The 25,482-nt window shown below is 55.9% G+C and carries 18 protein-coding genes and 1 pseudogene; 8 read left to right on the forward strand and 11 right to left on the reverse strand.

Features of this window, described 5'->3' with window-relative positions:
- Window positions 1–158: 158 nt before the first annotated feature.
- The 5 genes from GS646_RS18210 to GS646_RS18230 all read left to right on the forward strand — a co-directional run bounded on the left by GS646_RS18210 (window position 159) and on the right by GS646_RS18230 (window position 6,475).
- Window positions 159–1,889, forward strand: a complete 1,731-nt coding sequence (locus tag GS646_RS18210; RefSeq protein ID WP_171187250.1) for an ATP-binding protein — start codon at window positions 159–161, stop codon at window positions 1,887–1,889.
- The gene (locus GS646_RS18215) at window positions 1,886–3,226 is read left to right on the forward strand and encodes a sigma-54 dependent transcriptional regulator (protein WP_171647961.1); all 1,341 of its coding nucleotides are present in this window, start codon (window positions 1,886–1,888) and stop codon (window positions 3,224–3,226) included. The genes GS646_RS18210 and GS646_RS18215 overlap by 4 nt, the downstream gene beginning before the upstream one ends.
- Before the next feature lie 125 nt (window positions 3,227–3,351).
- Window positions 3,352–4,362 carry a TRAP transporter substrate-binding protein DctP gene (gene dctP, locus GS646_RS18220; protein WP_171187253.1) on the forward strand — a complete coding sequence of 337 codons (1,011 nt, stop codon included), beginning with the start codon at window positions 3,352–3,354 and terminating at the stop codon, window positions 4,360–4,362.
- 68 nt (window positions 4,363–4,430) lie between these two features.
- Window positions 4,431–5,063, forward strand: coding sequence for a TRAP transporter small permease subunit (locus GS646_RS18225; RefSeq protein ID WP_171187255.1), 633 nt, complete (start codon window positions 4,431–4,433; stop codon window positions 5,061–5,063).
- Between the two features lie 11 nt (window positions 5,064–5,074).
- Entirely contained in the window at window positions 5,075–6,475 is a 1,401-nt protein-coding gene (locus tag GS646_RS18230; protein ID WP_171187257.1) for a TRAP transporter large permease, read from the forward strand.
- 321 nt (window positions 6,476–6,796) lie between these two features.
- Here the strand turns inward: GS646_RS18230 and GS646_RS18235 are convergent, their stop codons facing one another.
- Together GS646_RS18235 and GS646_RS18240 are read right to left on the reverse strand one after the other, a co-directional pair.
- A complete protein-coding gene (locus GS646_RS18235; protein WP_171187259.1) occupies window positions 6,797–8,221 on the reverse strand; it encodes an adenylate/guanylate cyclase domain-containing protein in 1,425 nt (474 codons plus the stop codon).
- Window positions 8,178–9,023: a DUF4437 domain-containing protein gene (locus GS646_RS18240; protein WP_253746640.1), complete on the reverse strand. Its 846-nt coding sequence runs from the start codon at window positions 9,021–9,023 to the stop codon at window positions 8,178–8,180. Before GS646_RS18240 ends, GS646_RS18235 begins: the two co-directional genes overlap by 44 nt.
- Window positions 9,024–9,143: 120 nt before the next feature.
- Between GS646_RS18240 and GS646_RS18245 the strand changes: the two genes are divergently transcribed.
- Window positions 9,144–10,043 carry a LysR family transcriptional regulator gene (locus GS646_RS18245; RefSeq protein WP_171647959.1) on the forward strand — a complete coding sequence of 300 codons (900 nt, stop codon included), beginning with the start codon at window positions 9,144–9,146 and terminating at the stop codon, window positions 10,041–10,043.
- Between the two features lie 254 nt (window positions 10,044–10,297).
- Here GS646_RS18245 and GS646_RS18250 read toward each other — a convergent pair whose 3' ends face one another.
- The 5 genes from GS646_RS18250 to GS646_RS18270 all read right to left on the reverse strand — a co-directional run bounded on the left by GS646_RS18250 (window position 10,298) and on the right by GS646_RS18270 (window position 14,861).
- Window positions 10,298–11,284, reverse strand: coding sequence for a zinc-dependent alcohol dehydrogenase family protein (locus tag GS646_RS18250; RefSeq protein WP_171187263.1), 987 nt, complete (start codon window positions 11,282–11,284; stop codon window positions 10,298–10,300).
- 83 nt (window positions 11,285–11,367) lie between these two features.
- Entirely contained in the window at window positions 11,368–12,213 is an 846-nt protein-coding gene (locus tag GS646_RS18255; protein ID WP_171647957.1) for an enoyl-CoA hydratase/isomerase family protein, read from the reverse strand.
- A 92-nt stretch (window positions 12,214–12,305) separates the two neighbouring features.
- Window positions 12,306–13,094 (reverse strand): SDR family NAD(P)-dependent oxidoreductase, encoded by a 789-nt coding sequence (locus GS646_RS18260; RefSeq protein WP_171187267.1) that lies wholly within the window; start codon window positions 13,092–13,094, stop codon window positions 12,306–12,308.
- 12 nt (window positions 13,095–13,106) lie between these two features.
- Entirely contained in the window at window positions 13,107–14,072 is a 966-nt protein-coding gene (locus GS646_RS18265; RefSeq protein WP_171647955.1) for an LLM class oxidoreductase, read from the reverse strand.
- A gap of 12 nt (window positions 14,073–14,084) precedes the next feature.
- A complete protein-coding gene (locus GS646_RS18270; protein ID WP_171647953.1) occupies window positions 14,085–14,861 on the reverse strand; it encodes a CmcJ/NvfI family oxidoreductase in 777 nt (258 codons plus the stop codon).
- Between the two features lie 107 nt (window positions 14,862–14,968).
- Here GS646_RS18270 and GS646_RS18275 point away from each other — a divergent pair, with 107 nt between their 5' ends.
- Window positions 14,969–15,880, forward strand: coding sequence for a LysR family transcriptional regulator (locus GS646_RS18275; protein WP_171187273.1), 912 nt, complete (start codon window positions 14,969–14,971; stop codon window positions 15,878–15,880).
- A 333-nt stretch (window positions 15,881–16,213) separates the two neighbouring features.
- Here GS646_RS18275 and GS646_RS18280 read toward each other — a convergent pair whose 3' ends face one another.
- The 3 genes and pseudogenes from GS646_RS18280 to GS646_RS22990 form a co-directional block, all read right to left on the reverse strand.
- Window positions 16,214–17,230 carry a GlxA family transcriptional regulator gene (locus tag GS646_RS18280; protein ID WP_171187276.1) on the reverse strand — a complete coding sequence of 339 codons (1,017 nt, stop codon included), beginning with the start codon at window positions 17,228–17,230 and terminating at the stop codon, window positions 16,214–16,216.
- A gap of 206 nt (window positions 17,231–17,436) precedes the next feature.
- Window positions 17,437–19,689 (reverse strand): OmpA family protein, encoded by a 2,253-nt coding sequence (locus GS646_RS22845; protein WP_216601662.1) that lies wholly within the window; start codon window positions 19,687–19,689, stop codon window positions 17,437–17,439.
- A gap of 46 nt (window positions 19,690–19,735) precedes the next feature.
- Window positions 19,736–20,989 (reverse strand): annotated as a pseudogene (locus GS646_RS22990) (sulfatase-like hydrolase/transferase); the annotation flags it as partial.
- 252 nt (window positions 20,990–21,241) lie between these two features.
- Between GS646_RS22990 and GS646_RS18290 the strand changes: the two are divergent.
- Window positions 21,242–23,188, forward strand: a complete 1,947-nt coding sequence (locus GS646_RS18290; protein WP_171187279.1) for a DUF3604 domain-containing protein — start codon at window positions 21,242–21,244, stop codon at window positions 23,186–23,188.
- Between the two features lie 435 nt (window positions 23,189–23,623).
- Here GS646_RS18290 and GS646_RS18295 read toward each other — a convergent pair whose 3' ends face one another.
- Window positions 23,624–24,631 carry an alpha/beta hydrolase gene (locus GS646_RS18295; RefSeq protein WP_171187282.1) on the reverse strand — a complete coding sequence of 336 codons (1,008 nt, stop codon included), beginning with the start codon at window positions 24,629–24,631 and terminating at the stop codon, window positions 23,624–23,626.
- Window positions 24,632–25,482 lie beyond the last annotated feature (851 nt).

Below are 25,482 nucleotides of genomic sequence, written 5' to 3' on the forward strand. Positions count from 1 at the left end.
CTCCTTTTTAGCATTGACCGGTTTGTTCATTGCTTCGCTTACTCAAATTACTCGGTCATTTTTGTTTGGCATGAACATCCAAATGTCGGGTTAGAACTCTTGGGATGGACGGCTAAAACCTACTGTGATCCTATGCGGTCACAGTTCATGGGCATTCAATGCGATCAGCTTCGTATATTGTAGGAATATTGGTAGCCATTACCGCCAGCATTGGCCTTTATTTGGTTTCTTACCAGTACTTCGTTTCAGAGGAGCTTTCCAAGGCTCAGGGCCGGCTCTCTCTCTATCAAAGCTCGGTAAACAGCGAACTCGAACGATTTTCCCACCTCACATATGTGCTGTCACAGGATTCCTTTGTGATTGGAACAGCCGAAGGGGACGGCACTGGTACTTTGAACCGAAGGCTCGAAGATTTTGCGGCGCAGGCGGGGCTGGATGCTATCTATCTGATGAACGAAGACGGTATCACCATTGCCGCTTCGAACTTCCGCGACGTTGGGAGCTTTGTTGGACAGAACTACGCTTTCCGACCGTATTTCCAAACTGCCATTTCTGGTGGACAGGGCCGCTTCTACGCCATCGGGGCCACAACGGGTTTGCCGGGTTACTTCATTGCGAACGCAGTGCGTAACGACCGAGGGATTTCAACCGGCGTCATAGCGATCAAGATAGATTTCTCGGACCTTCAGGACAGTTGGAAAAACTCGGGCGAACAGGTGTTATTGGCCAATGAGGACGGTGTTGTTCTGCTGTCCTCAAACTCGGATTGGCAATACCGCGTGCTGACGCCACTGTCGGACCAGCAGAAAGACCGGATCCGAAACGCAAGGCAGTTTCCGGGGCAAGACTTAGATCCAATGGATTGGGCCGAGTTGCCCGGGGATCAGGCCAGAATTGCGGGGGCTAAGCGTCTGCACCTTGCGGCTACGGACCTGCCGCATGGCTGGTCGCTGCACTATTTCGCAAGTGACGACCAGGCCGTCGCGCGCAGTTGGCTTGTAACTGCAGTTTTTGTCCTTTTGGCGGGGCTCGCGTTTATCTTCATCCAGATACAACGCGCAAGACGCGTAAGCGCGGCTTTGGTGCGGTCCGAAGAGGAAGAAGTGAAGTTGCGCGAGGCAAATGAAAGGCTTGCCGTTGAAATCGACGACCGCAAGACAGCCGAGCGGAGCCTCAAACGCACCCAAAGCGAGTTGGAGCGCGCAAGCCGACTGGCGGCTCTGGGGCAACTATCCGCGTCGGTCACACATGAGCTGGGTCAACCCATTGCTGCGATGCGCAATCACTTGGTGGCAGAAGAGATCTCATCTTCCGGGGAGAGCAAGCTGCCGCAAAAAATCGGAAGCCTCGTGGACAGGATGGAGGCGATCACGCGCCAATTGCGGTTCTTTGCGCGCTCAGAGAGCGAGGCGTTCGACGACGTAGACTTATGCACGTCGGTTAACGCCGCATTGGCTCTAGTTGCGCCAAACATCGAACAGGGCAAGGTGAAAGTCTCAATTGATGCGCCGAGCGATCCGGTCTTTATCCGGGGCAGTGCCCTAAGGATCGAACAGGTCATCACGAACCTCTTGCGCAATGCCATAGACGCTATGGATGACGCGGACGCGCCTGAAATCCATATCGCCGTCAAGGCACTTGATGATGAGGTCGTGTTGGAAATTCAGGACAACGGTCATGGGTTGGGTGAGGCAACGCTGGCCGAGTTGCAAGAGCCATTTGTAACCACAAGAGAGAGCGGGAGAGGCATGGGCTTGGGACTGGCCATTTCCACCAGCATTGTCAAAGATCACGATGGCACAATGACGGCCCGAAATCGTGATGGCGGCGGAACAATTTTCCGTGTCAGCTTCCCGATAGCCTCAATTAATGAAGAAACGGACGAATGACCCAGCAGCAACCCTTCAAAGTTCTGGTCGTTGACGATGACAAAGCAATGCGACAGTCCCTTGTCGAGTTGCTCGAAGCCGCCGACTGGGCAGTCAGCGCCTTACCACGTGCGACACAGGTGACGGAACATTTGGCCAATGCCTCGCCCGATGTCATTTTGTCCGATGTGCGTATGCCCGGCATGTCGGGTCTCGAATTGCTGGCCAGCCTGGACAGGGATGTGGCGCCTCCGGTGGTATTGATTTCGGCGCATGGTGACATTCCCATGGCGGTTCAGGCCATACAGGACGGGGCGTATGGGTTCATCGAAAAGCCATATGAACCACGTCGATTGCTTACGGTGCTGAGGCACGCGGCTGAACAGAACCGGATGCGAAGAAGTAATGCCCGCCTCAAAGACCGGCTGTTCAAACTGTCGGGTCTTGACCGCATCCTACTGGGCCAAACAGACACCATTACAGACTTGCGACAAGACGTGCTTGATCTTGCAGATACATCGGTTGCGGTTTTGTTGAAGGGGGATACGGGCACCGGGAAAGAGCTGGTAGCTCATGCTTTACATGATTTGGGCCGCTCGCCCGAGGCACCGTTTCTGGCGTTGAATTGCGCCGCATTGTCGGCTGATACGTTTGAAGCGGAGATGTTCGGCGTCGCGGGTGAATCCGACGGAAGACTTGTGGCGGCATCAGGTGGGACCTTGTTCCTGGATGAAATCTGCTCGTGCCCACCAGCGGCGCAGGCTAAGCTACTAAGGGTCATCGAAGATCAGCAGGTGCTTCCGGTGGGCGCAGTGTCGCCGGTGCCGGTCAGCTTCAGAGTCGTGTCGGCAACCAACGAAGATGTTGTGCTGGCAGCCGAGGAAGGCCGCCTGCGTCAGGACCTGTTGTTTCGATTGAATACTGTCGTTCTGTCCTTACCTCCGCTACGACAACGACGGGATGATCTGGTTCTGTTGGCAACGCATTTCTTGAATGAATACGCGCAGATTTATGAGATAGACGCGCCAGAACTCGATCAGGACGACTTGGCCGCCTTGCTTGCACATGACTGGCCTGGAAATGTGCGTGAGCTGCGCCATGTCTGCGAGCGGCGTATTTTGACGGCGCGACGCGGAGCAGGGTCGGTGGCGCAGGCGATCCAAAGCGACCAGCATATTGACGATGTCCCGGATACACTGCGCGAAGCGGTGGCTGCGTTTGAACGCGAGCTCATCGGAAAAGCCATCAAGGCGCACAAAGGCCGCATGGACGCCGCCGCCGAAGCGCTTGGGATTGGGCGTCGGACACTCAACGAAAAGATCGTCAAACTCGGTCTCGACAAAGAAGCTTTGTTGTAAGTGAAACCACCCTGCGGAAACCCGCAGGATATCCTGAATTCTGCCCGCATTTTCCTTCATAGTCAGGCTGCTGCGCCTCCTGAATACTCCACCCAAACGAATTGCGTGATCTGGGAGGAGCCACTATGCGCAAACATCTGAACCGGGCAGCCATTGCTGCCCTGTCGCTGACCGTTGCATCCGAAGCACTGGCTGTCGATTGGAACGTTTCACTGTGGGGCAAGCGTCGTGCCTTTACTGAACACGTCGAGAAACTTGCCGAACTGGTGAACGAAAAGACGGGCGGTGAGTTCACACTCAACATCAGCTATGGTGGCTTGTCAAAAAACAAAGAAAACCTTGATGGGATTTCGATTGGCGCGTTTGAAATGGCCCAGTTCTGCGCGGGCTATCACCGCGACAAGAATCCCTCGATCACTGTTCTGGAACTGCCGTTTCTGGGCGTGACATCCCTTGAACAAGAAGTCGACCTGTCGATGGCCGTTTATCAGCATCCGGCCGTTGTCGAGGATCTGGCCCGTTGGGACGCGACTCTGCTGATGCCTTCGCCACTGCCGCAGTACAACCTTGTCGGCGTGGGTGAAGCACCAAAATCCCTGTCGGATTTTGAAGGTCTGAGCGTACGGGCTACAGGTGGTATCGGCAAGGCGATGGAGACGGTTGGGGCCGTTCCGACCTCGATGTCCGCATCCGAAGTGCGTCAGGCAATGGACAGCGGCATCGTCAAAGCAGTCAGCTTTGCACCACACGCGCATATGTCCTTCGGCACCATTGAAAATGGAAAATGGTGGACGACGAACCTCAACCCCGGCACCGTCAACTGCCCTGTCGTGGTGAACACGCTGGCGCTGGAAGACCTATCTGACGAACACCGCGAAGCGCTGTTGGGATCGGTGGAAGAGGCACTGGATCACTACGTGAGCCACTACCAGACAAAAACGATGGAAGCGTGGGGCCCTGAGCTGGATCAACGCGGCATAGAACGGGTCACTTTCAGCGATGAAGAAATCGCAGCGTTCAAAGACGCCGCTGCCGCCCCCGCGGCCGAGGCCTGGATTGCAGAAAACACCGAGCGTGGCCTACCAGCACAAGAGCTTTATGACCTTGTAACCGGGAAGATCGCAAACGGCAGCTAATCCACTCACACCCCGGCGTCGGCCAAGCTGGCGTCGGGTGCCTTTTCCCCTGACAGCGGAGTACAACGATGGCCGGGTCATCCCTGGTGCTGTCTGATGACAGCCATCTGAGCATTCTCGATCAACGCCTCTACAAACTGGAAAGCTTTCTGGCCCTGATCAGCGGTCTTGCGGTTTTTTCGCTGATGGTCATGGCCGTAGTCTCCGTTGGTGGTCGGAATTTCGCCAATGCGCCACTTCCCGGTTACGTGGACTGGATCGAGCAGGCCATGCCTTTAATCGCCTTCATGGGGATTTCTTATGCGCAGCGTGATGGCGGCCATATCCGAATGGACATGGTTGTCGGAGCGCTTAAAGGCCGGATGCTCTATGTCGTCGAATTCGTCACGACCGCTGTAATTCTGGCGCTGATCGTCCTGCTGATTTGGGGGAGCTGGGCGCATTTCGCACGCAGCTTTGACTTTGGTGCTCCACTCTGGAGCCGTGACAGCTCGATCGACATAGGTATCCCGCTATGGCCCGCAAAGCTGTTGGCCCCCGTCGCTTTCAGCGTGCTTTGCCTGAGGCTTGCTCTGCAGCTCTGGGCCTATGGTCGCGCGATCAGGCACCCCGATCAGGCTCCGATTGCCGTCCCGCTAATAGCCGATGCAGCCACTCAAGCTGCGATGGAAGCCGAGCACGTCTCGGGCCACGACAACTGAGGTTAAATCTGATGGAACCCATTGATATTGGTCTGATCGTCTCGGGCGGTATGCTTGTTCTTGTGGTGTTGGGGATGCGCGTGGCTTTTGCCGCCGCGACAGCTGGCATGGTTGGTCTGATCTGGATCTTCTGGGCCAAGTTTGGGTACGACCCGGCGCGGTTCGGCAAGGCTGTGACAGTGGCTGTTAAAACAGCGGGGCAGGTGCCGCACTCCAAGATTTCAAGCCAGGCGTTGAGCCTGATCCCGACCTTCATCCTGATTGGCTACCTCGCCTATTACGCGGGCCTGACCAAAGCATTGTTCGAAGCCGCAAAACGTTGGCTGGCATGGGTCCCGGGCGGGCTGGCGGTTTCGACCGTTTTCGCAACCGCTGGGTTCGCGGCGGTATCCGGGGCCTCGGTCGCCACTTCTGCTGTGTTCGCCCGTATTGCCATCCCCGAGATGTTGAAGATCGGCTATGACAAGCGTTTTGCTGCAGGTGTCGTTGCTGCAGGCGGCACGCTCGCCTCGCTTATCCCGCCTTCGGCCATTCTGGTCATCTACGCGATTATCGTTGAGCAGGATGTGGGCAAACTGCTTTTGGCCGGATTTATTCCCGGCATGTTCTCGGCGGTGATTTATGGCTTGCTGATCATCGGCATGGCCGTCGTGATCAAAGGATTTGGTCCCGCAGTCACCGGATTTACATGGAAGGAACGCCTCCTCTCGTTGCCGCCTGCATTGCCCATCGTGATTGTCGTCGTCACCATCATTTTCTTTGTCTACAACCCGTTCGGCGGCGATGCTTGGGGTACACCAACCGAAGGTGGCGCAATCGGAGCCTTCGTGGTGTTCCTGATGGCGCTGTATCAGGGCATGCGCTGGTCCGAACTCAAAGACGCGCTTTTGGAAACCGCCAAGCTGAGCGTCATGATTTTCACGATCATCTGGGGCGTTTTGGTTTACGTTCGTTTTCTTGGTTTTGCCGAACTGCCAAGTGCATTCTCCGACTGGATCACCTCGCTTGAGATGTCTCCGATGCTAATCCTGATCTGTATTCTTCTGGCTTACGCTGTACTGGGTATGTTCATGGATGCGATAGGCATGCTGCTGCTGACGTTGCCGGTGGTTTACCCCGCCGTCATGGCGTTGAATGGTGGAGAAGCCGTAAGCGCAGCTGATAGCACCTTTGGTATGTCCGGGCCTATGTGTGCTATTTGGTTTGGTATTCTGGTGGTCAAAATGGCCGAGTTTTGCCTGATCACCCCACCCATTGGGCTGAATTGCTTTGTAGTGGCTGGTGTGCGTGATGACCTTGGCGTTCAGGATGTTTTCAAAGGTGTAACGCCTTTCTTTCTGGCGGATGCCGCAACCATCGCACTGCTCGTTGCCTTCCCTGCCATCGTTTTATGGCTTCCAGGACAGGTTTGAACCACATGGAATGATTTTGGAGTGCGGTTTGCTGGTGCAGCTAAAGCCTGCATCAGTCAGCTGTGCGGAGGGTGGTCACTCGTATCATGAATAGTCAATCGCGTGCGGCGCAGACTACAAATTGCGCTAAAAGGAACCACGCCACGGTGCTTGTGCCAGCGGCCAATCTTTGAACGCGTAAACGACGGCGCGCTGGTAGTGAAAGAGTGTATCGACAACATGTACCAACGAATTAATCTGGGTGTCGAACTGAATGATTACTGAACCCTCCAACTAAACTCCGCTGAAGACGCCGATCCGTCTTGTGCGACGGGCTGGCTATCAGGTGAATTTTGCTTCCTCGGCAGACCCGCTGAACCAAACCTTGACCGGGGTCGCGCGCCCACGGATCGGTTCGGATTTTCCACCTGTTAGATTTGGTGCGATATCGGACGGATCGACCCCTTCGTCTCGGATCGCTTGGATCAGTGCATCGCTGGTGACCAACGATGTCTTCAGCCTGCGCGTCAGCTCCTCCAGACGGTTGGCAACGTTCACTGTATCGCCCAGCACCGTGTACTCCAGCCGTTGCGCATCACCGATATTTCCGACGATGACCTCACCATAGTGTAAACCGATCCCGACGCAGATCGGTTTCTGTCCCGCCGCGTCGCGGGCACGGTTCCAATCTTTGATATCTTCGATCATTCGAGCAGCGCAGGTCAGCGCCCGCACCGCGTCGTCTGGTCTTGGGTCCGGAGTCCCGAATTGCACCATGATCGCATCGCCGATATACTTGTCGATGGTCCCGCCATGCGCAATCGCCTGACGGGCCAGACGCCCATGGAACGCACGCAATAGGTTCAAAAGTTCAACCGGGGTAAGCTGCTCGGAGATTTCGGTGAAGCCCTTCATATCAGCAAACAAAACCGCGACCGGTTGGAGCCGGGGTTGATTGAGCCTTTGCGCATTTTGGGTCAGCTCATTTACAATATTTGGGGAGAAGTAACGCGATAGCGCCGCGCGTTCCCGCTCAACCGCCATCTGTCGGTGCACAAGATTTCGCGACCGCCATACCGCCAAGGTCAGGATCAAAGTGACGGCGATCAGAAAGACGATCTGGTTCACCCAACGCGCCACCCCCACTGCCGCGGGGTCCAGGATCAGGTCCAAAGCAGCCTCAAGTCGCAGACCGGCGTCCAGCACATCGCGCGATAGGAAGACCAGCGTGTCGGGACGGCTGGCGACCCAGAAATACCCCATGCTCCAGCTCAGGATGGCTGCGATCCCGGCCCAGATCACATGCGCGGGCCGGTAGCTCAGCGACACATAGGCAAGGAAGATACCAAGATACAAAAAACCCGGTCCACGCAGGTTCATCTGTGGCGACCAGCCGTCAAGGCCATAGGGGTTCGGGACGATGAGGATGTAACTCAGCAGTCCCGCATCCAGAAACAGGCACAACGCATACGGCAAGCTGCTGCCGTAACCCCGGCGCGCAATCAAGACCGGGACGATACCCGATAGCAGAAAGGTCAGAATGACCGCGAGGTACAGCACCGACCGTTCCGCCGGCAGGGTCACCGCTACCCAGATCGCCATCAGGGCCAGCACCGCCGCTCGGCCCCGGACCATAAAGGTCAGGTTCGCGCGCTCTTCGCGCGCGAAGGCAGAGTGCTGCGGATCGGGCATCCCGGGCTTCAGACAGACAGTGCCGTTTGAGTCATTGCGCCCCGGCGACCCGATAGGTGCCGACGGTTCGGACATAGAGAACGCAGCCCGCGTCACCCGTGCAAGACAGGGTGTGGGCAACCACGCCATCCGAGCCGAAATAACTGCCCGGCTCCAACGTCGTCAGTGCAGACAAATCTCCGGCCTCATGCGCAATATCGCCCTGAATGACCACGGCTTTCAGCTCATCCGCACCGGCCTGCAATGCGGCGGAGTAACCGTTTGGCAGGCGCAAAAATGTGCCGTTCAACGCTCCGGCCTCGGGCGTGCCCCACAGGAAGGCGACATCGGGTGCGGGGCCTTCACCGGAATGCTCCAACCATGTCAGGTCGGACGGGTTCAGCCACACAAGGTTGCGGGCCTCGACATTGATCGGGCGCTCATTGTTGTCGAACGCCTCGTCCGAGGGCTGAACCAGATAGGGGCCGGACAGGATTTCCAGAAACGCAAACCCGCCACCAGACCCGACCGAGGTGACATGCACCTCACCCGCAGGCTGCGACCAGAACGAGCCCGGCCCCATCCACAGATCGGCGGCGTCCGGGTCATCATTGTGCACCGTGCCTTCGATCACCACGCCGCGATAAGTGATGTTGTGGATATGCGGCGGTGAGCGAAAGCCACTGGCAAAGGAGATCAGCGCCCCGCTGGCATTGTCTTCGCGGATGTTGCCCCACAAAACACCCGCCTGTGGGCTGGCATCGCCACGGGCCGGGTTCAGGTGGATGAAATTCACATCAGCGCGTTTGACCACCTCGACGGTAGCCTCGGAAAAGGCCGGGTTGGCAATGAAACCAACGCCCAACATAAGCGTTGAGAGGAACATTCGGATGGTCATGATATCTCCTGTCCGTACAAAATGCCCACCGGCGTGTGGGATGGGCTGGCATAAGGTAGGGCTCCGGCGGATGCGGATAACCTTCTTGTTTGCGGCTTCACAATTCCCTAATTCGGGATAATGGACTTCGATCTGAAATCGCTGGAACTGTTCGTGCGCGTGGCCCGATTGGGTGCCATCGGCAAAGCGGGTACCGAACTTGGTTTGTCACGAACCGCCGCCTCGCAGCGCATTCAGGATCTTGAGGCGGTTGTCGGAACCCAGTTGCTGCACCGTACCACGCGATCCGTCTCGCTGTCTGTGGACGGAGAGGCGTTTCTGGTCCATGCCAAACGCATTCTGCAGGATGTCGAGGACGCCTTGTCCGACCTGCAAAGCGATCCTCATGCGATCGGCGGGACGTTGCGCGTGGCCGGGTCAGCCTCGTTCGGGCGAAAGTATCTGGCTCCGTTTGTTGCTGAGTTTCTGGACCTCTATCCGAAACTCTCACTACACTTGCATCTGAGTGATGCACCATTTGATATCGTGGATTACGGCTTCGACCTCGCCATCCGATTGGGGAACCTGACGCCGTCTACGTTGAAAGCACGTCGTATCGGGGAAAGTCCCCGCATCGCCGTTGCGGCCCCGACCTATCTTGAGCGTTACGGCACGCCGCAGGTGCCGGCTGCTCTGGAACACCACAACTGCCTGATCCGATCAGATCTGCGCAACTGGGTCACGCGCGGACCGGATGGCCGCATCGAAGAGGTCAAAGTGTCGGGCAATTTCGCCACCAATCTGGCCGAAGCCGTGACTGAGGCCGCGCTGACCGGCGTTGGCATCGCGCGAAAATGCCGGTGGGAAATTGATGAGCACCTTGCCTCGGGCGCCTTGGTGCCAGTTCTGCCGGACCATTTCGTTGTGCCCGAATGGGGCATTCATGCTGTCCGCTCGCCGTCACGCACGCCACCCGCCTGGGTGCGGGCATTCACGGATTTCATCGCGCGAAAATTCCAGAAGATCCCTGAGCTGAATTGAAGCAGGCGATGTGAGCGCAACAATTCACACATCTTTTTCTGCTCAACGCCCACCAAGTTTGAACGCAGGTTGTTCAGGTCTACGCTCATGACCAATTTAGTTTAGATCTGCTTGCCACTTTGAACCCAGTTGGCTTTTCGGCGTATTTGGTTGCTAAGAAAGTCAGTTATCCTAACGATGGGCGACATCAATTGCAGGCCATTTTGAACCGGTGCGCAAGATTGTAGTCGCGCACCAATCCAAAGCGGATCAGGTCACAGTTCTACTACAACTTTCCCGACCGCAGTTCCATTTGTCAGATGCGCATAAGCGGCACCGACGTCAGTCCATCCAAACAATTGTTCATCAACAATTGGTTTAAGTGCGCCCGTATCCGCCAAATCTGCCAGTGACTTCAGGATGTCGCCATGGGTTTGCCGCCCGACGTCATGCATCATGGGGAGCAGCATGAAGACGACATGCAGTGACAGGCCTTTGAAATGGACAGGCGTCAAATCAATCTCGACCATCGCGACCGTCGAGGCGACATGGCCATTGAGTTTGGCCGCGTTGAACGAGTTCGTCATGTTCGGCCCGCCCACGCTGTCAAACACTACATCGAAACCTATGCCACCGGTATGCTCGGCCACATAATCCTCGACTTTTTCCGTGGTGAAATCCACAGCTCGGGCACCGAGACCTTCGATCAGGGCCATGTGATCTGCGCCGCGACCTGTAGCGGACACGGTTGCACCAAGGTGGCGGGCGATCTGGACCGCGACATGGCCCACGCCACCTGCACCGCCGTGGACCAGAACGGTCTGGCCTTCGCCAACACCGGTGCGGGACAGCCCTTCGTAGGCGGTGATGCCGACGAGAGGCAGCGCTGCGGCTTCCCGCATGGTCAGCGACTTGGGTTTGTGTGCAATCAGGCGGGCATCCGCATTGATGTACTCGGCCAGAGAGCCTGGCAGGTCCATCAAACCGCCGGCGCAACCGTACACCTCATCGCCTACGGCAAAACCTGTCACACCGTCGCCAATTGCAATGACCGTGCCAGCAAAATCCATGCCAAGCACGGCTGGCAATTGGGGAGACAGAGGCAGGTCTGCACCCATGCTTCGGATCATTGTGTCGACGGTGTTGACGCTGACAGCGGCCACCTTGATGACCACATGCCCAGACGTCGCGACCGGGTCGGGCATTTCGACAAGCTCGAACGGTGCATCGGGTCCGTAAGAACTTAGAACCAGTGCTTTCATTGGGATTTTCCTTTTGAGAGAGAGTGTGTCGGGCCCACGCGGAAACCACGCACGCCTGACGAGTTCATTGTGTTGAAGAGTGGTCAGTTGATGTCCTGCACCTGCATCACCAGATCGCCCCATTTGCGCTGGTTTTCGATGTCGTGTTCCAGACCTTGTTCATCCGCTATGGTGAATCGTTTGACCGCAGGGGTCTTGCTGGTGGCTTGATACAGCCAATAGGCTTCGGCCTTCAGCGCCTCATCAATCGGCTTGTCGATGGATTCATAAACCATCTGCTTGCAGGCATTGATCGACTCGGCTGGGAATTGTGCGATCCGCTTGGCCAACGCGGTCACGTAGGGACCAATCTCATCCGGCTCTAGCGCCTTGTTGATGGTGCCCAGGCGCTCTGCGTCGTCTGCGTCATAGTCCTGCGCACTCAAGATGATCTCAATCGCCTTGCCAAGACCGGTCTGACGCGCCATGCGCGAGGCACCACCGCCGCAGGGCAGGATGCCCATGCCGACCTCCATCTGCATGAATTTGTACTTGCCCCGCGCGGCAAAGCGCATGTCGAGCGCCAACGCCAGCTCGTGCCCGCCGCCGCGTGCAAACCCTTCCAGCTTAGCGATAGTGGCTTGCGGCACCTTGCTTATCCGTTCGCAAACCGACTGCAGGTCCAGAAGCTGTGCATCCTGCCGGGATACCGCCTCGGTCGACATGTCCTTGAGCAGGTCGGTGTCGTAATGGCAGACCCAGATTTCCGGATTGGCGGATTGAAAGATCACGACCTTGGTGTTGCGGTCCCGCTCCAGTCGCATGGCCAAGCTGTTGAGGTCGGCCAACATTTCCTGGCCTTGCACATTCACAGAGCCGAAGTCGAATGTCACCGTGGCGATGCCGTTTTCGACGGCGACCTTAAAAGTTTGAAAGTTCTCATATTTCATCAGGCAGCCCTTTCTTGGGCCTCGACGCGATACGCGCGAGGGGGTGGGGGGAGGTAAAGGTGAATGTGTTTGGCGCGGCCGCGCCGCTTGGGTCAGCCCGTTTGGCTGATCAAGGATTTGATGGTGTTCATGACTTCGGCGGCGTGGTCCTTGTCGCGTGCAGCAACGTGTGGATCTGCAAAATCACCGCTGTCATTGTCAAAGTAGGCGCCGGACGCGTCAGCGAACCGCTCACCCAGGGCTGCATCAGTCAGGATATCAGCGCCGATGTTCATGTCGTTCCCTGAGATGCCAAAGCCCTCTTGCACCATCTTTGAGGCGAGTAATGATCCGGGATTTACAGCGACCATCATCGGCGCATCGGTTAGCGCTTTGGCCCATTCTAGGGTCCAGATGGTGATCGCCAGCTTGCTTTGCGCATAGGCGTCCATATCCGCCAGCGGGACTTGGCCCAGCATAGCCTGAATGTTGACCGGGGCCTGCGCCGCTGACGACAGGTTCACAACGCGCCCGTCGGCGGGCATGATCGGCAACAGCAATTCGGTCAGCAGATACGGTGCAAGCGTGTTGACGACAAAGCGAATGTCCTGCCCGTTCTCAAGCACGGTTTGCGGGGCTTTCAACACACCTGCGTTGTTGATCAGCACATCCAGTTGGTCATGTTTGGCGCGTATGTTGTCGGCCAGCTTTCGAACCGCGGACAGATCGCTCAGATCAGCAGAATAGGTTTCAACATCGCCAACAACTTCGGCGGCGGCGCGCTCTAATTTGGAGGCGCTGCGTCCGTGCAGCAGTACCTTGTGCCCCTCGGCTGCCAGTTTCTTCGCCGTGAGCAAGCCAATGCCGTCAGTGGAGCCAGTGATAAGAATAGTCTTGGTCATCGGTAAGATCCTTCAGGAAAAGTGAGGCAGCACAACGTCCGCCAGATGGTCGAGAGTTGCGTCGATGGGTGCTTGATTGAACCTCAGGTTCAGCGCGACGTGATTGACCCCGAGCGTTTTAATCTCGCGCAGATATTCGCATAGGAAATCCGTTCCGGACTGAAACCCAAGGTGGATCGGACGCGGAGGTGCAGCACGATCGGCCACGACATTAACGTAAAGCGATTGCATGACCGGTTTGTCCGGTTGACCGGCTGCCTGCAAACGCCTCCGGTAATCCGCGATGACCTGACCCTGGGCCGCCGCGTTCCGCGGATAAGTCATCCAGCCGTCCCCGTTTTGCGCCACCCAGTCGGGTGTTTGCTGGCTGCCGCCGGTAATGAGTATCGGCAAGCGCGCGCCTTGCGGCTTTGGTAATAGGTCGATCCCTCCGGACAGGGTGCCCTGTGAATTTTCATGCTTCGGGTAAGCCGATCCGACCGCGCGGATGTATTCCACGCTATCACGAAAACGCGCGCCCCGGTCGTCGTAGCTCTGGTTCATCGCAGGGTACTCTTCGGGCCGATCGCCAGAAGCGATACCCAATAGCAATCGCCCACCCGAGAGCTCATCTGCCGTCGCCGCTGCCTTGGCGACATGTGCGGGGTGGCGCAATGGAAGGATCACACTCGACGTTCCAAGTGCAATCCGATCCGTCGCCGTTGCGAGCGCGCCCAGATAGACAAACGGATCGAAAACCTGCCCGGGATCACCGAAGCTTGGAACATTGAAGGGCACGTCGCGTAGCCAAAGTGCTGCAAACCCAAGCTTTTCGGCTTTCTGAGCAGCTTCCAGATGCCCCCGCAGTGTCGGCTCTGCTCCGACGGCGTAAGATTCGAGCGGCAATACAAGGCCAATGCTCAACCGTCCGGGACGAAACACCCTGTTATATGCCAAGTTGATCTGCGCAAACTCAGTAGGCTGCATTTCATCCAACATGTCTATGCCCCTTTAATAGCGCACCAAAATGCGGCTCTCGATGCTTTTGCGAATAGTCGTGACGTTTGGGTCTTCGACCATATCAAGCGCGCCATGCGCAATCGAAGGCAGGCCGTGATTGTCGTAGATATTGAAGATCGCGACTTCACCCGGTGTCATCTTGGACTGATACACCCACTTATGGTTCGGGTTTCCTACCAGTCCCATGATCTGTCCTTTTCGGTTGGGATAGATCAGGTCAATTAGAATCCAGTCAGACGGGTCGACAGACGACGGGAGTACAAAACCCAGGGGTGCCGAATTGATCGCATGCTCTACAGGACGCCATACGTTGACAAAGGCATAATGACCTCGCGCCCATTCCTCTGCGGTCTCTGCGCCTAACAGGTCGACAAGGCGTTTTTCGGCTCCACTCTTGCTGTAGTCACTATGGACGTTGCGCGAGGGTTTACGTGTTGCTTCCGGGTCATCTACCCGAACGGTATGGTCAAAAACCACAACCTCGCGCGCGCCCAGTCTGTCCAAGAGCATCGCTGTCAGTTCAGCGTCGTAGGTCTGTATCCAGTCGTCACCTGCGAAGTCTTGCACTTGCGTTTCAAGACGCACGAATTTAACCGCGTCGGATTCAAAGTCAATTGTTTTGGTCGTTGCGCGTGTATCTTCCAACGCAACGGTTGTAGAGGCCAGTTCGGGGGAAATCAGGTTACCCGCAATCCCGCCTGCATCCAGTTCAAAGGCTTGCCGATAGGGCTTGTGAACGTGGTAGTTGACTGTGGCTGTCCGCGTCATTTGCGCCTCCGTCTTATACTGTGCTGCATCGATGAAAGGGATTTAACGTTGATCGAATTCAATATAAACTGCCTAATTAGGGATTTATAATTCGGGTTTTGTGTATAATGGGGTTTGATACAGACGCGCTGCGATTGTTCGTAAGAGCAGCAGAAATATTGAACATCAGCGCTGCGGGGCGCGCATTGGGCATGGCACCGGCCGTCTCGAGCGCCAAGCTCGCCAAGTTGGAACAAAACTTGGGTTCCGAACTGTTGCATCGAACAACGCGCAAAGTGTCGTTGTCAGTGGAAGGTGTCGATTTCCTGCCTTTCGCAAAAGAAATCATCGCGCAGGAAGAGGCCGCACTTGCTGCTCTAGGCAAGCAAGCTGCTACCATCCGAGGCACACTCCGCTTCGCTGCGCCCAGCTCTTTTGCTCAATTGTACATCGCGCCGATTTTGCCGAAGTTTTTGCAACAACACCCCGATCTCACGCTCGACTTGCGTCTGTCGGATGTCCAGTTCGATCTTATCGAAGGGAGTTATGACCTGGCCCTTAGGAACGCGCCGCTTGTCGACACCAGTCTGAAAGGCCGGAAACTGGCTGATGACCGGCGCATTTTGTGTGCCGCGCCGAACTACCTCGACAAATACGGAACCCCAAAAACACCTGGCGATCTTACAAACCACCACCTGATCGCTTTCCAAAATCGCCAACGGCGCCGGCTGACCGGATCGGCAGGCGAAACCGCAATTTTCGATCCCGCATCGGCCAAGGGTCAACTAATTATCGATGACGGCCAAAGCCAAGTCCGCGCTACGCTGGCCGGGGCCGGTATTTCCTTGAACGCCCTATGGAGTGTGCATGATCACCTGAAATCAGGTCAGTTGACACGGGTTCTGTCATACTTCGAAGCCGCGGAAGACAACGTCTTGTGGCTGATCTATCCTAAGTCAAACGTGTTATCCCCCAAAGTGCGGGTGTTCATGGACTTTCTGATCGCGGAGATCGGCGCGAAGCCTCCTTGGGAAGCATGAGCGCCAAATAGAACATGTGCGCATTCAGAAATCAGGACGCTCAGGTTGGGGATCAAGCATTAAGTTGACATGTTTTGTGCAACCGCAAAAGTCTGGTTTGTCCATCGCCCTGCAGCCCAAGCTTCTCGCAGCTCAGGTCGGTAGAGAGCCCATGTCTTCAGATTGCTGCTCTTTCTGCAAGTGGTAGCGAAGCGCCGAAAGCAGCCATTGGCCGATGCAATCTCGACCTAAACACACCGTTCGTCCGATACCTCGATGCCGTAGCTCACAGGAGCAATGTCATCGGTTTAGCAAAGGTAAATTCTCTCCAAAATTGCCACGGAATACAAAAAGTTAGCTATTTCCCATTTTCCAGCTGCGGGTGAACTGATGAGGTGAAAGCCCGTACTTCCTCCGAAACCGTTTGGATAGAGAACTGGCACTTTCGAAACCTGTGGCCGCACTGATTTCGGCCACTGAAAGACTCGTTCCGGACAACAGAGCGTAAGCGTGTGACAACCTCAGATCAGCATAAAACATAGCAGGAGATTGATTGGCGTGAGACGCAAACAATCGTTCCATTTGACGTCGCGACAGACCGGCCTGATCAGCGATTTCCGGTAAGGAAAGTGGGGCTTCGATGTTGTTTTCCATCAAAGTGATTGCTGCAGCCAGCTTTGGATTGCGACTTCCGATTAGCGCAGAGCGCATTGTTCGTTGCGTTGGGTTCAGTTCACCGGGGCGATTGTGGATGCACATCTCGGCCACAAGGCTGGCAAGCTCATTGCCATGTTGGTTGGCTATGGCGTGCAGCATCATGTCCAGCGATGCGGTCCCGCCGGAGCAGGTATACAAAGGACCGTCGACTTCCAACAAGTTGGGCGAGGGCGCAAGATCGGGAAAGACCTCGCGGAATGCAGGCTGGTTTTCCCAGTGGAGCGTGAATTTCCTGTTCCTAAGCACACCAGCCCTGGCCAGAGTAAATGCTCCGGTACAAATGGCGCCGACCGGATGACCGTGGGACCATCGCCGCCGCACCCAGTTGGTCACGGACTTATCGATTGTCTCTTCCGGTTCGACGCCGGAACAAATGAAACACGTTCCGTCGTTGGGGACATCTTCCAGCGACAGATCGGGCAAAAGGCGCATCAGATTGGCACCCTGAACGACCTGTTTTCCTGGGGAAACTGTGTACCAGCGGTAGAGTTCCGAGTTGGTGAGCTGGTTGGCAATTCTTAACGGCTCAATGGCAGCGTTCACTGCAAGCATTGTGACCTTGGGCAAAAGAACAAAGTAGAATTCAACGGGCTTGGCCTGAAACCCATGCAAGATGGCGTGGGCCCCCTTTTGTACGAACTCCGATCGTTCCATTTAGTCTCACCGTCTGAGATCTGCTATTTGCTCACTTTTGTATGAATACATTTATGGAACAGCCCTACGACGCCGTCCATCGACTTCCGCGTCAATAGCTGTTCGGCCCAAAGGGCCGAACGGATAGTGGTTTGAGGTTAGGTAATGCCTAACCATTGCATTTCTCAGTCATTCCAAAGCCCAAGGACACTTCATGCCCCGCGGTATCAGAACTTCAGCTCATACTCACCGCCCAGGCTCAAATACCCTGCCGCATCTACACCGGCGCGGGCGCTGACCTGCCCCACATGCAATCGCCGCGACACGTCGGCGGCAACGGACAGGGCCGTGAAGCCGTCTCCACGCTCCCCGCTGATGCGAACGCCATGCTGCCAGCCATTTGCCGTTTCATTGAAGCTTTCATATTCAAGCTCGGCGCCAATGTTACAGGCATTGTCGAAGTTTCCCGACGAGGCGTAGCAAGCCACGACCGGGGTGAAGGCGAGAAGCGATGCGCCGCTGTTCACCTCACGCTCGATCCTCAGTTCTGCAAAGAGCCGCGTGTTGGTCAGCGAGGCCAGCTCGACCAACCCCGATTCCGAAATGCTTTGGAACCGTGCAACCACATCCACGTCTACCGAAGGCGAATAGGCATAGTCGATCCCCGCGCGCGGTACGAAACGATAGACTTCCCGTTCGATCTCACCCGAAAGGGCTACACCCGCGAACCCGGCAAAATACCTGTAATCGCCGGATGCCGCGATGGTGCCAAAGCTTCTTTGGAAATCCAGATCAAATTCGTGACGGCCGACGGCACCACCCAGATAATAGTCGAGATACAGACCGTTGTTGAACCGGTTCGCACCGAAGACACCGGCATTGATACCAAAGCCCTGGATTTCGCCATTTGCCCTGCTGGTCACGTCGCCGGTGCTTCCATAAATCCCGACAAAGTAACCGTGTACCCTGTTGTCGCTGACAATGCGCTCGCGACGGTAGGACAGGTTCAACAGGGTTTGTGACAGGCCGCTATCGGTCTCGAGGAAGTTCAATGAGCCCTCGATGGTTTCCCATATATCGCGCGCGCAGTTGTAATTCTGGTGGAACAACCCACCATCTATCGTCACGTCCGAGCCGTTGGCCTGCAGGTTGAAGGTATGGTCCCGGTCCCTTGTGTTCTTGCAGGTGTCGTACTGTTCCTGCGCTTCGATCGGAACAAACTCGACCCGACGATTGCGTGCCTTGCCTTGTGCCGTCGCGTTTGTGTCAATCGGACGGCTTTCGCCATAGCCGCGTGCGCGATACCCGACGGTGTCCACGCCACGGCCTTTCAAAGCTTGCAAAACCGCATCGACCCGCCGTTGGCTGAGCGACAGATTATACGCATCCGGTGCGTCGCTGTCGGTATGACCTGCAATCTCGAAGGCACTGCCTTCACAGCTTCCTAGAATCTCGGCGATCTCATCCAGAATGGGGTCGCTTTCCGGTTTGATGAGCGCCTTGTCGGTATCAAACAGGATCGGTCTGTCGTTCAGATGATCGTTCACGGCGGCCGCACATTGACGCGCGCTGCGTTGTCTGAGGCGATCCAGTGCGCCAGTGGCAAAATCACGAGCCTGCTGGCTTTGCAATTCGACGGTCGTGTCGCGATCATCCTCCAGAACTGCAATCAGGTCCTCGGCAATCTCGTCGATCAGCGATGGGTTCGACACTTCCACACTGATACGCGCCGTGTCGCAGTTGGTCGGGTTCAGCGTCTCGCAGATTTCATAGGTAAAGACATATGTGCCCGCTGACGTGCCCGGCGCCACCACGATCTCGCCCGCCGCGTTCATCGTCACCGAGCCCGCCGCAGGGGTCATGTCCAGACCCAGCGTTGTTACGCCGTCATTCGCCGTGCCCGAGGTGCCCAGCGAAATGTCCGCAGGGTTCAGAACCGATCCGTTCAACATGTCGTTGCCCAGAACCGAAGCCGTCGTTGTGCGTGTGATCCCATTCACCGCCGTCGACGCGTCGTCCACCGCGTCGATCACCGCCGCATCCACTACAACCGTTGCCTGCGCCGTGTCGCAGTTCGTCGGGTTCAACGTCTCACAGATCTCGTAGGTGAAGACATACGTTCCCGGAGCCACGATGATCTCGCCCGCCGCGTTCATCGTTACCGAGCCCGCCACCGGGGTCACGTCCAGACCCAGCGTTGTTACGTCGTCCTTCGCAGTGCCTGAGGTGCCCAGTAAGACATCCGCCGGGTTCAGAACAGACCCGTTCAGCGTGTCATTGCCCAGAACAGACGCCGTTGTCGCCCCAGTGATCCCATTCGCGGTTGTCGGCGCGTCGTCCCATTCAGTTTTTGGGAGGTTCGTAGGGATCCGGCGTTCCGGGTGGGATTGGAGGGTGTTCTTTGAACGTTGCGATGTGTTCCTGCAACTGCGGTAGCGCCTTTTCGACCGCCCATGTGTAAGGGAAAAGTACGCTTTCACGCTCGTGTGGATCATTCAGAAGATTGTAGACCCGTGGTGTATCGAAAGACTTCGTCGCACCAAAAGCCGTTGTGTTCTCTTTGAACAGGACTTTCCAGTCCTTCCATTTGACGCCGAATATCTGCTCGCCCATGTAGACGATCACGCCTTCTCGGTTAGAACGCGGTTGGATGCCCAGAAAGAACTTGGACTGGTCGATGCCATCAAAGGCCCTGTCATCAGGCACCTTGCCGCCTGCAAACGCGGCCAGTGTTGGATAAAGGTCCATCGAGTGGACAACGTCATTGCTTTCCGAACCAGCGGGAATCTTCCCCGGCCACTTGATCGCAAAAGGCACGCGCATGCTTCCTTCGAGACTGGTAAACAGAGTACCGCGCCAAGGCCCGGCTGTACCATGTACTGCAGGAACCGGCGAGACATTTGCGTTTCCAACCGGAAGAGCTTCGGGGCCGTTGTCAGCAGTAAATATCACCACCGTTTCGTCGGAAACACCAGCATCCTCAAGCGCATCAACGATGCGTCCGATATAGCTATCTGTTTGAAGCAGAATGTCAGCCCAAACGCCGTTTCCCGTAGCGCCATCAAATTCTTCGGACACGATGTTTGGATAGTGGGTCTGCGTATAGGCAAGATAGATGAAGAATGGTGCATCTTCCCCGCTCTTGGTTTCGATGAAATCAATGGCTTTCTTTGTCAGGTCGCCATCTATCTCGCCGCGATAATCCAGATCATAGTCGCGCGCTACTGTCGCCGGTTCACCTGCAACACCCTGCATCACAACCGGTTCTTCCATGTTGGCTTCGGCAAAGCCCGGCAGCGAGCGCCAGACTGTGACATCAGTGGTTTCAACGCCGTAAAACTCGTCGAATCCTTGATTCGTTGGATAGCGTCCCTCGGTCCAGCCAAGGTGCCATTTGCCATACATGGCCGTGTTATACCCTGCTTCCTTGAGCATCTCGGCCATTGTGATTTCCCACTGGGTCAGACCGTAGACGCCACCTCCAAGTGGCACCGTATGATTGCCACTCCGAATGCCGTACCGACCGGTCATAGTCGCTGCACGGGACGGCGTGCATTGACTTTCAACGTTGAAGTTCGTGAGTCGTAATCCTTCCGCGGCCAGGTCGTCCATCTCCGGGGTCGCTGTACCACGGATTATGCCGCCTCCATTGAATCCGGGTTCGCCCCAGCCAAAATTATCTAGAAATATGAATACGATGTTGGGTTTGTCTTGAGCTGAAGCGACCGTGGCAAATAGAAGAGATAGGCAAAGTAGGAATGTGCGAGAAAACCATTTCATGACAGCGGCTCCGATCAAGATCACGTGCTCAAGACTGACGAACCAAGTCACCAATCGTCAAGAACGACCATTCGGTACAGAGCTTTGAAGCAGCACCTGGGCGTCAAGTTACGGGCGAAGCTACAATCAGCGATCAATCGAATCTCCTCCGGGATCCCTTGTGATCAACTAAGAAAAACCTTTGTTTTCCTTGACGAACAGCCCACTCAGATGTTGCCATAGGCTGGCGTTCAGCTCGGCTGGGAGGTTCAAATGAAGTTTTTTCTGACGACATCGACAGCAATCGTTTCCGCAGCATTCATAACAAGCCCTTCAAATGCTCAAGAGGCCGCACAAGGCGGGCAAGTTGGAGAGATGACCATATCGGTCGATGATATGCGTGAACCCGCGCCCGCCGATTTCTCACCCTATGCAGGTCGAGACTTTCCTACACGACCTCTGTGGGGTGACACTCACCTGCACACGTCAAACTCGCTCGACGCCCGCGGATTTGGCGTCATTCTGAGCCCCGACGATGCCTATAGGTTTGCGCGAGGTGAGGAAGTCACCACGTCGCACGGTTTGCGCGTGAAGTTGTCGCGACCGCTCGACTGGCTTGTCGTATCTGATCACTCTGACGCCATGGGCGCTATGAATGAGATCGTTGCGGGGAACTCCACGCTGATGCGTGACCCGACGCTTCGAGACTGGCACGAACGCCTCAACGCTGGGGGGGACGTCGCGCTTGGCGCAACAATGGAAGTTATCGAAACCTTCGCTGGCATCACCGGGGACGCTCTTCCCGAAGCCGTTTCAGATCGCAGGTTCGTACAATCCGTCTGGGACGAGTTCACGCAAACTGCGGATCATCACAACGCCCCCGGCACATTCACAGCGTTCATTGGATATGAATGGACGTCCACCGAAGCTGGCAACAACCTCCACCGCAACGTGATCTACCGGGATGATGCCATTCGCGCACGGCAGATGCTGCCTTTCACGACCGCAGAAACCTTTAATCCGGAACGGTTATGGGACTGGATGGAAACATATGAACAAGAGACTGGCGGGCGTGTGCTGGCCCTTGCCCACAACGGCAACGTCTCTAACGGTCTTATGTTCCCGGTCGAAACCAACCCGGAAACGGGTGAGCCGTTGACAGGTGACTATGCGGAACGGCGCGCGAAGTGGGAACCAATGTACGAAATCACCCAAATCAAAGGTGACGGAGAAACACATCCGTTTCTAAGCCCTAACGATGAGTTCGCAGACTATGAAACTTGGGATAAATCCAACCTGGGTCCAACGCCCAAAGAAGACTGGATGCTCCAATATGAATATGCGCGTGAGGCATTGAAGAACGGTCTCAAGCTAGAGGCTCAGCTCGGCACCAATCCATACAAATTCGGAGTAGTGGGATCGACCGACAGCCATACGGCTTTGGCAACGGCGGAAGAAGACAATTTCTTTGGCAAACACTCTGGCGTCGAACCAGAGACCGGTCGTTGGCAACATGTTGTTGGTGAGTTTGAAGCAACAAGAATTCTTGGATGGGAGATGGCAGCTTCTGGCTATGCAGCGGTCTGGGCTCAGGACAACACGCGCGAAGCAATATTCGATGCAATGGAGCGGAAAGAGGTCTATGGGACAACCGGCAGTCGCATCGCGGTTCGTTTCTTTGGTGGTTGGGACTTTACAGAAGCTGATGCAAGATCTCGTTTGCCCGCAGAAATCGGATACGAAAAAGGCGTTCCGATGGGTGGGGACCTCGCAGACGCGACAGAAGGCGCAGACGCACCAACATTCTTGGTTGCCGCGCTGAAAGATCCGTTCTCCGGCAATCTAGACCGCGTTCAGATCGTGAAAGGTTGGTTAAATGCCAGCGGCGAAACTGAAGAGCGGGTTTATGACGTGGCTTGGTCAGGAGACCGAGAACCCGATGCGGACGGTAACCTTCCAGCAGTAGGGAACACTGTGGATGTTGCAACGGGTACGTTCACCAATTCGATAGGGTCTCCAGAGCTGATCACTGTTTGGACGGACCCTGAATTCGATCCTTCAGTGCGGGCTTTCTACTATGCCCGCGTCTTGGAAATCCCCACGCCGAGGTGGACAATTTACGACGCCGTTCGGTTTGGAGACGAATTGCCTGCCGACGTGCCCACGTCAACACAGGAACGCGCTTACACGTCGCCAATTTGGTATACTCCCGAGGACTGAGGCCAAAGAACTCTCGTTGGTCACGACTAATGCTTAGCAACCCCTCGGCTCACATCGTTTGGCATACTCTGTCCAATCGAATGTGCGTTTACGGGCTCACTGCTGCCGTCGGCGGCGGCGCTGCATCTTGTGTTATGACGCCTGCATCAACATCGGGCTTTCGTTAACGGAAAGCTTGGCGGATCGGAGCACCAGTCATGGAGACACCAAGCTTATCTGCCTTTCGCGCGCGTCGCATAGCTTGGAACAAGGGTCGAATTGTCAGTTAGGACAACGAATATTGTCACCGCGGTACGGTCCGTCAGAGGAGATATTCACTGCAATAGCGAAATTTGATTGCTGAAGAAGTCAAAGTCTGTGCAAAAGCTGACGTTTCTCAAGGCGACTATTGTTCAAACGACAGTCAACCGCCACCTACAACAACTAAGCTCTGCGTCACCGCCCGTTGCCGATAACACGTTCGAGGAACTCGGCGATCCGTCCTTCCACGGACATGCTCAAGGCATCGCTGCCCAAACTGGCTGCACCAGCAGGATAGAAATGGCCAAAGCCCGGCACCCACGCAAACTCATGCTCCACGCCGACATTTTCGTAGTGAGCGACCAAGAGGGGAACTGAAGACAACGCGCCCGGCAGATCATACTGACCCATGAACATGAGGATCGGCGGTCTGTCTGACGAAGCTGTAACCGCCTTGTTCACGTCAAACCCGGCGTCTGTGCCCGAGAGGAGAAAAACACCAGAGACAGGAACTCCCATACCATGTGCAACATTCCAAGACGTCACTGCGCCTGCGGAAAACCCTCCAAGTACAATACGGTTCGGATCGATGTTGTAAGCGGCCGCGGAGTCCCGGATATGCAGTACCGCTTCGCGCAAATCCTCGGCAGCCGAGATCACACCATCAACCATTGTCTTCTCTTGTTCGGGGACGCTGAAATCAAGCGGCGGCAGGTCCATAGTGCCCCGAATGTGGTTGGCTTGGGACAATAGTGGCAACAGACTGTCTGGCGCGATCCAATCTGTTTGATAACCTTCACCCGATGGCACAGGCCCTTCGGGTGTCAGCCGATAATCGATTGCAAAGCACGTATAGCCCCGCGCGGCAAAACGGCGGCAATAATTGCCCATCGAGGTATCCTGAGCACCACCCGATTGAAACGTAAGTCGCGGACTGCCGCGATGGAATGCGCCGCCGAAGGTGAGGATCACAGCAGGTCGCGGCATGGCCGTGGCTTCTGTCGGATGATAGATGTCCATCCACAAATCGCGCGAAACCTCCTTACCCTCTTTCGTCACGACCCCCTGTCCATAAACCACGTTTGCTTCCAGCGCATAGGTCACCGGGGCGGCCTCCTGCGCTTCAAGAGGGGTAGCAATCAGTGCATGTGAGATGAATACAGCTGCCAGAAGACCTAAGTTAATTTTGCTAAACTCTTCCAACTTGGAACCTCCCAGAAGCATTGAGACAGGATTTCACGGAAAAGGGTCATGCAATTGAATTGTTGGGGACTCAGAGCTTAACCGTCCGGTTGGAGAAAACTCAACCCCTCGCGGATGGTCAAATTTGTCGTCCGTAGCTGGCTGGCGAAGTGTGCCTTTTACACTTCGGCGTTGGACTCGGAGCAATCGCGGCATCATTTCGACCACCCCGACTCGCTTAGGGTTGGATGACTCGTTGCCACCATATCTCATGCCATTTTGCTCCTTGGTGTACCTTCCCCAAACCAGCCAACCTTTCTGTGCGTGGCTTCAACCCACCTGAGGGTAAAACCACGGCACTTGGATTCCGGGTGTTGAGAGATTTTGAAACCAAACAATAATGAATGGATATTAAAAGACATGTCGTCATTTTGATGAACCAACCGTCGATTTTGGCAACGTCTATTGCTGCTGCGTTGGTTTGGGTCAGGTTTCATAACCAATAAATGACGGTCGAAGCGAGAACGGTTTCTGGACAGACCTTTGGGCATCCGTCGTGGCGTATCGCTACGCGCCACCAATCCTTCAGCCTACCGGACATGATCTCAAATCATTGCCCGGCAGTGCATCGCGCAGTACCGTCCCGAGAGGGGCGGTTCCGTCGTTGGTATCAGCTTTAGGCTTACCCTGGGATTTGGAAGAAAGGGCTCCAGACCAGCCGTCTGATCGCCGTTTGGCCAGAATAGATCAGACAAACCACCGTTTCGTTTTGCACTGCCGTGAAACGCGCCGTACAGCGGAAATCAATGGGTCCTGAGCCTAGAATCTGCGACCGAACCTATCCGGAAAATGTCACCATGATTTTGCCTGGG

It is taken from the genome of Ruegeria sp. HKCCD4315, from assembly GCF_013112245.1.
Taxonomy (GTDB): domain Bacteria; phylum Pseudomonadota; class Alphaproteobacteria; order Rhodobacterales; family Rhodobacteraceae; genus Ruegeria.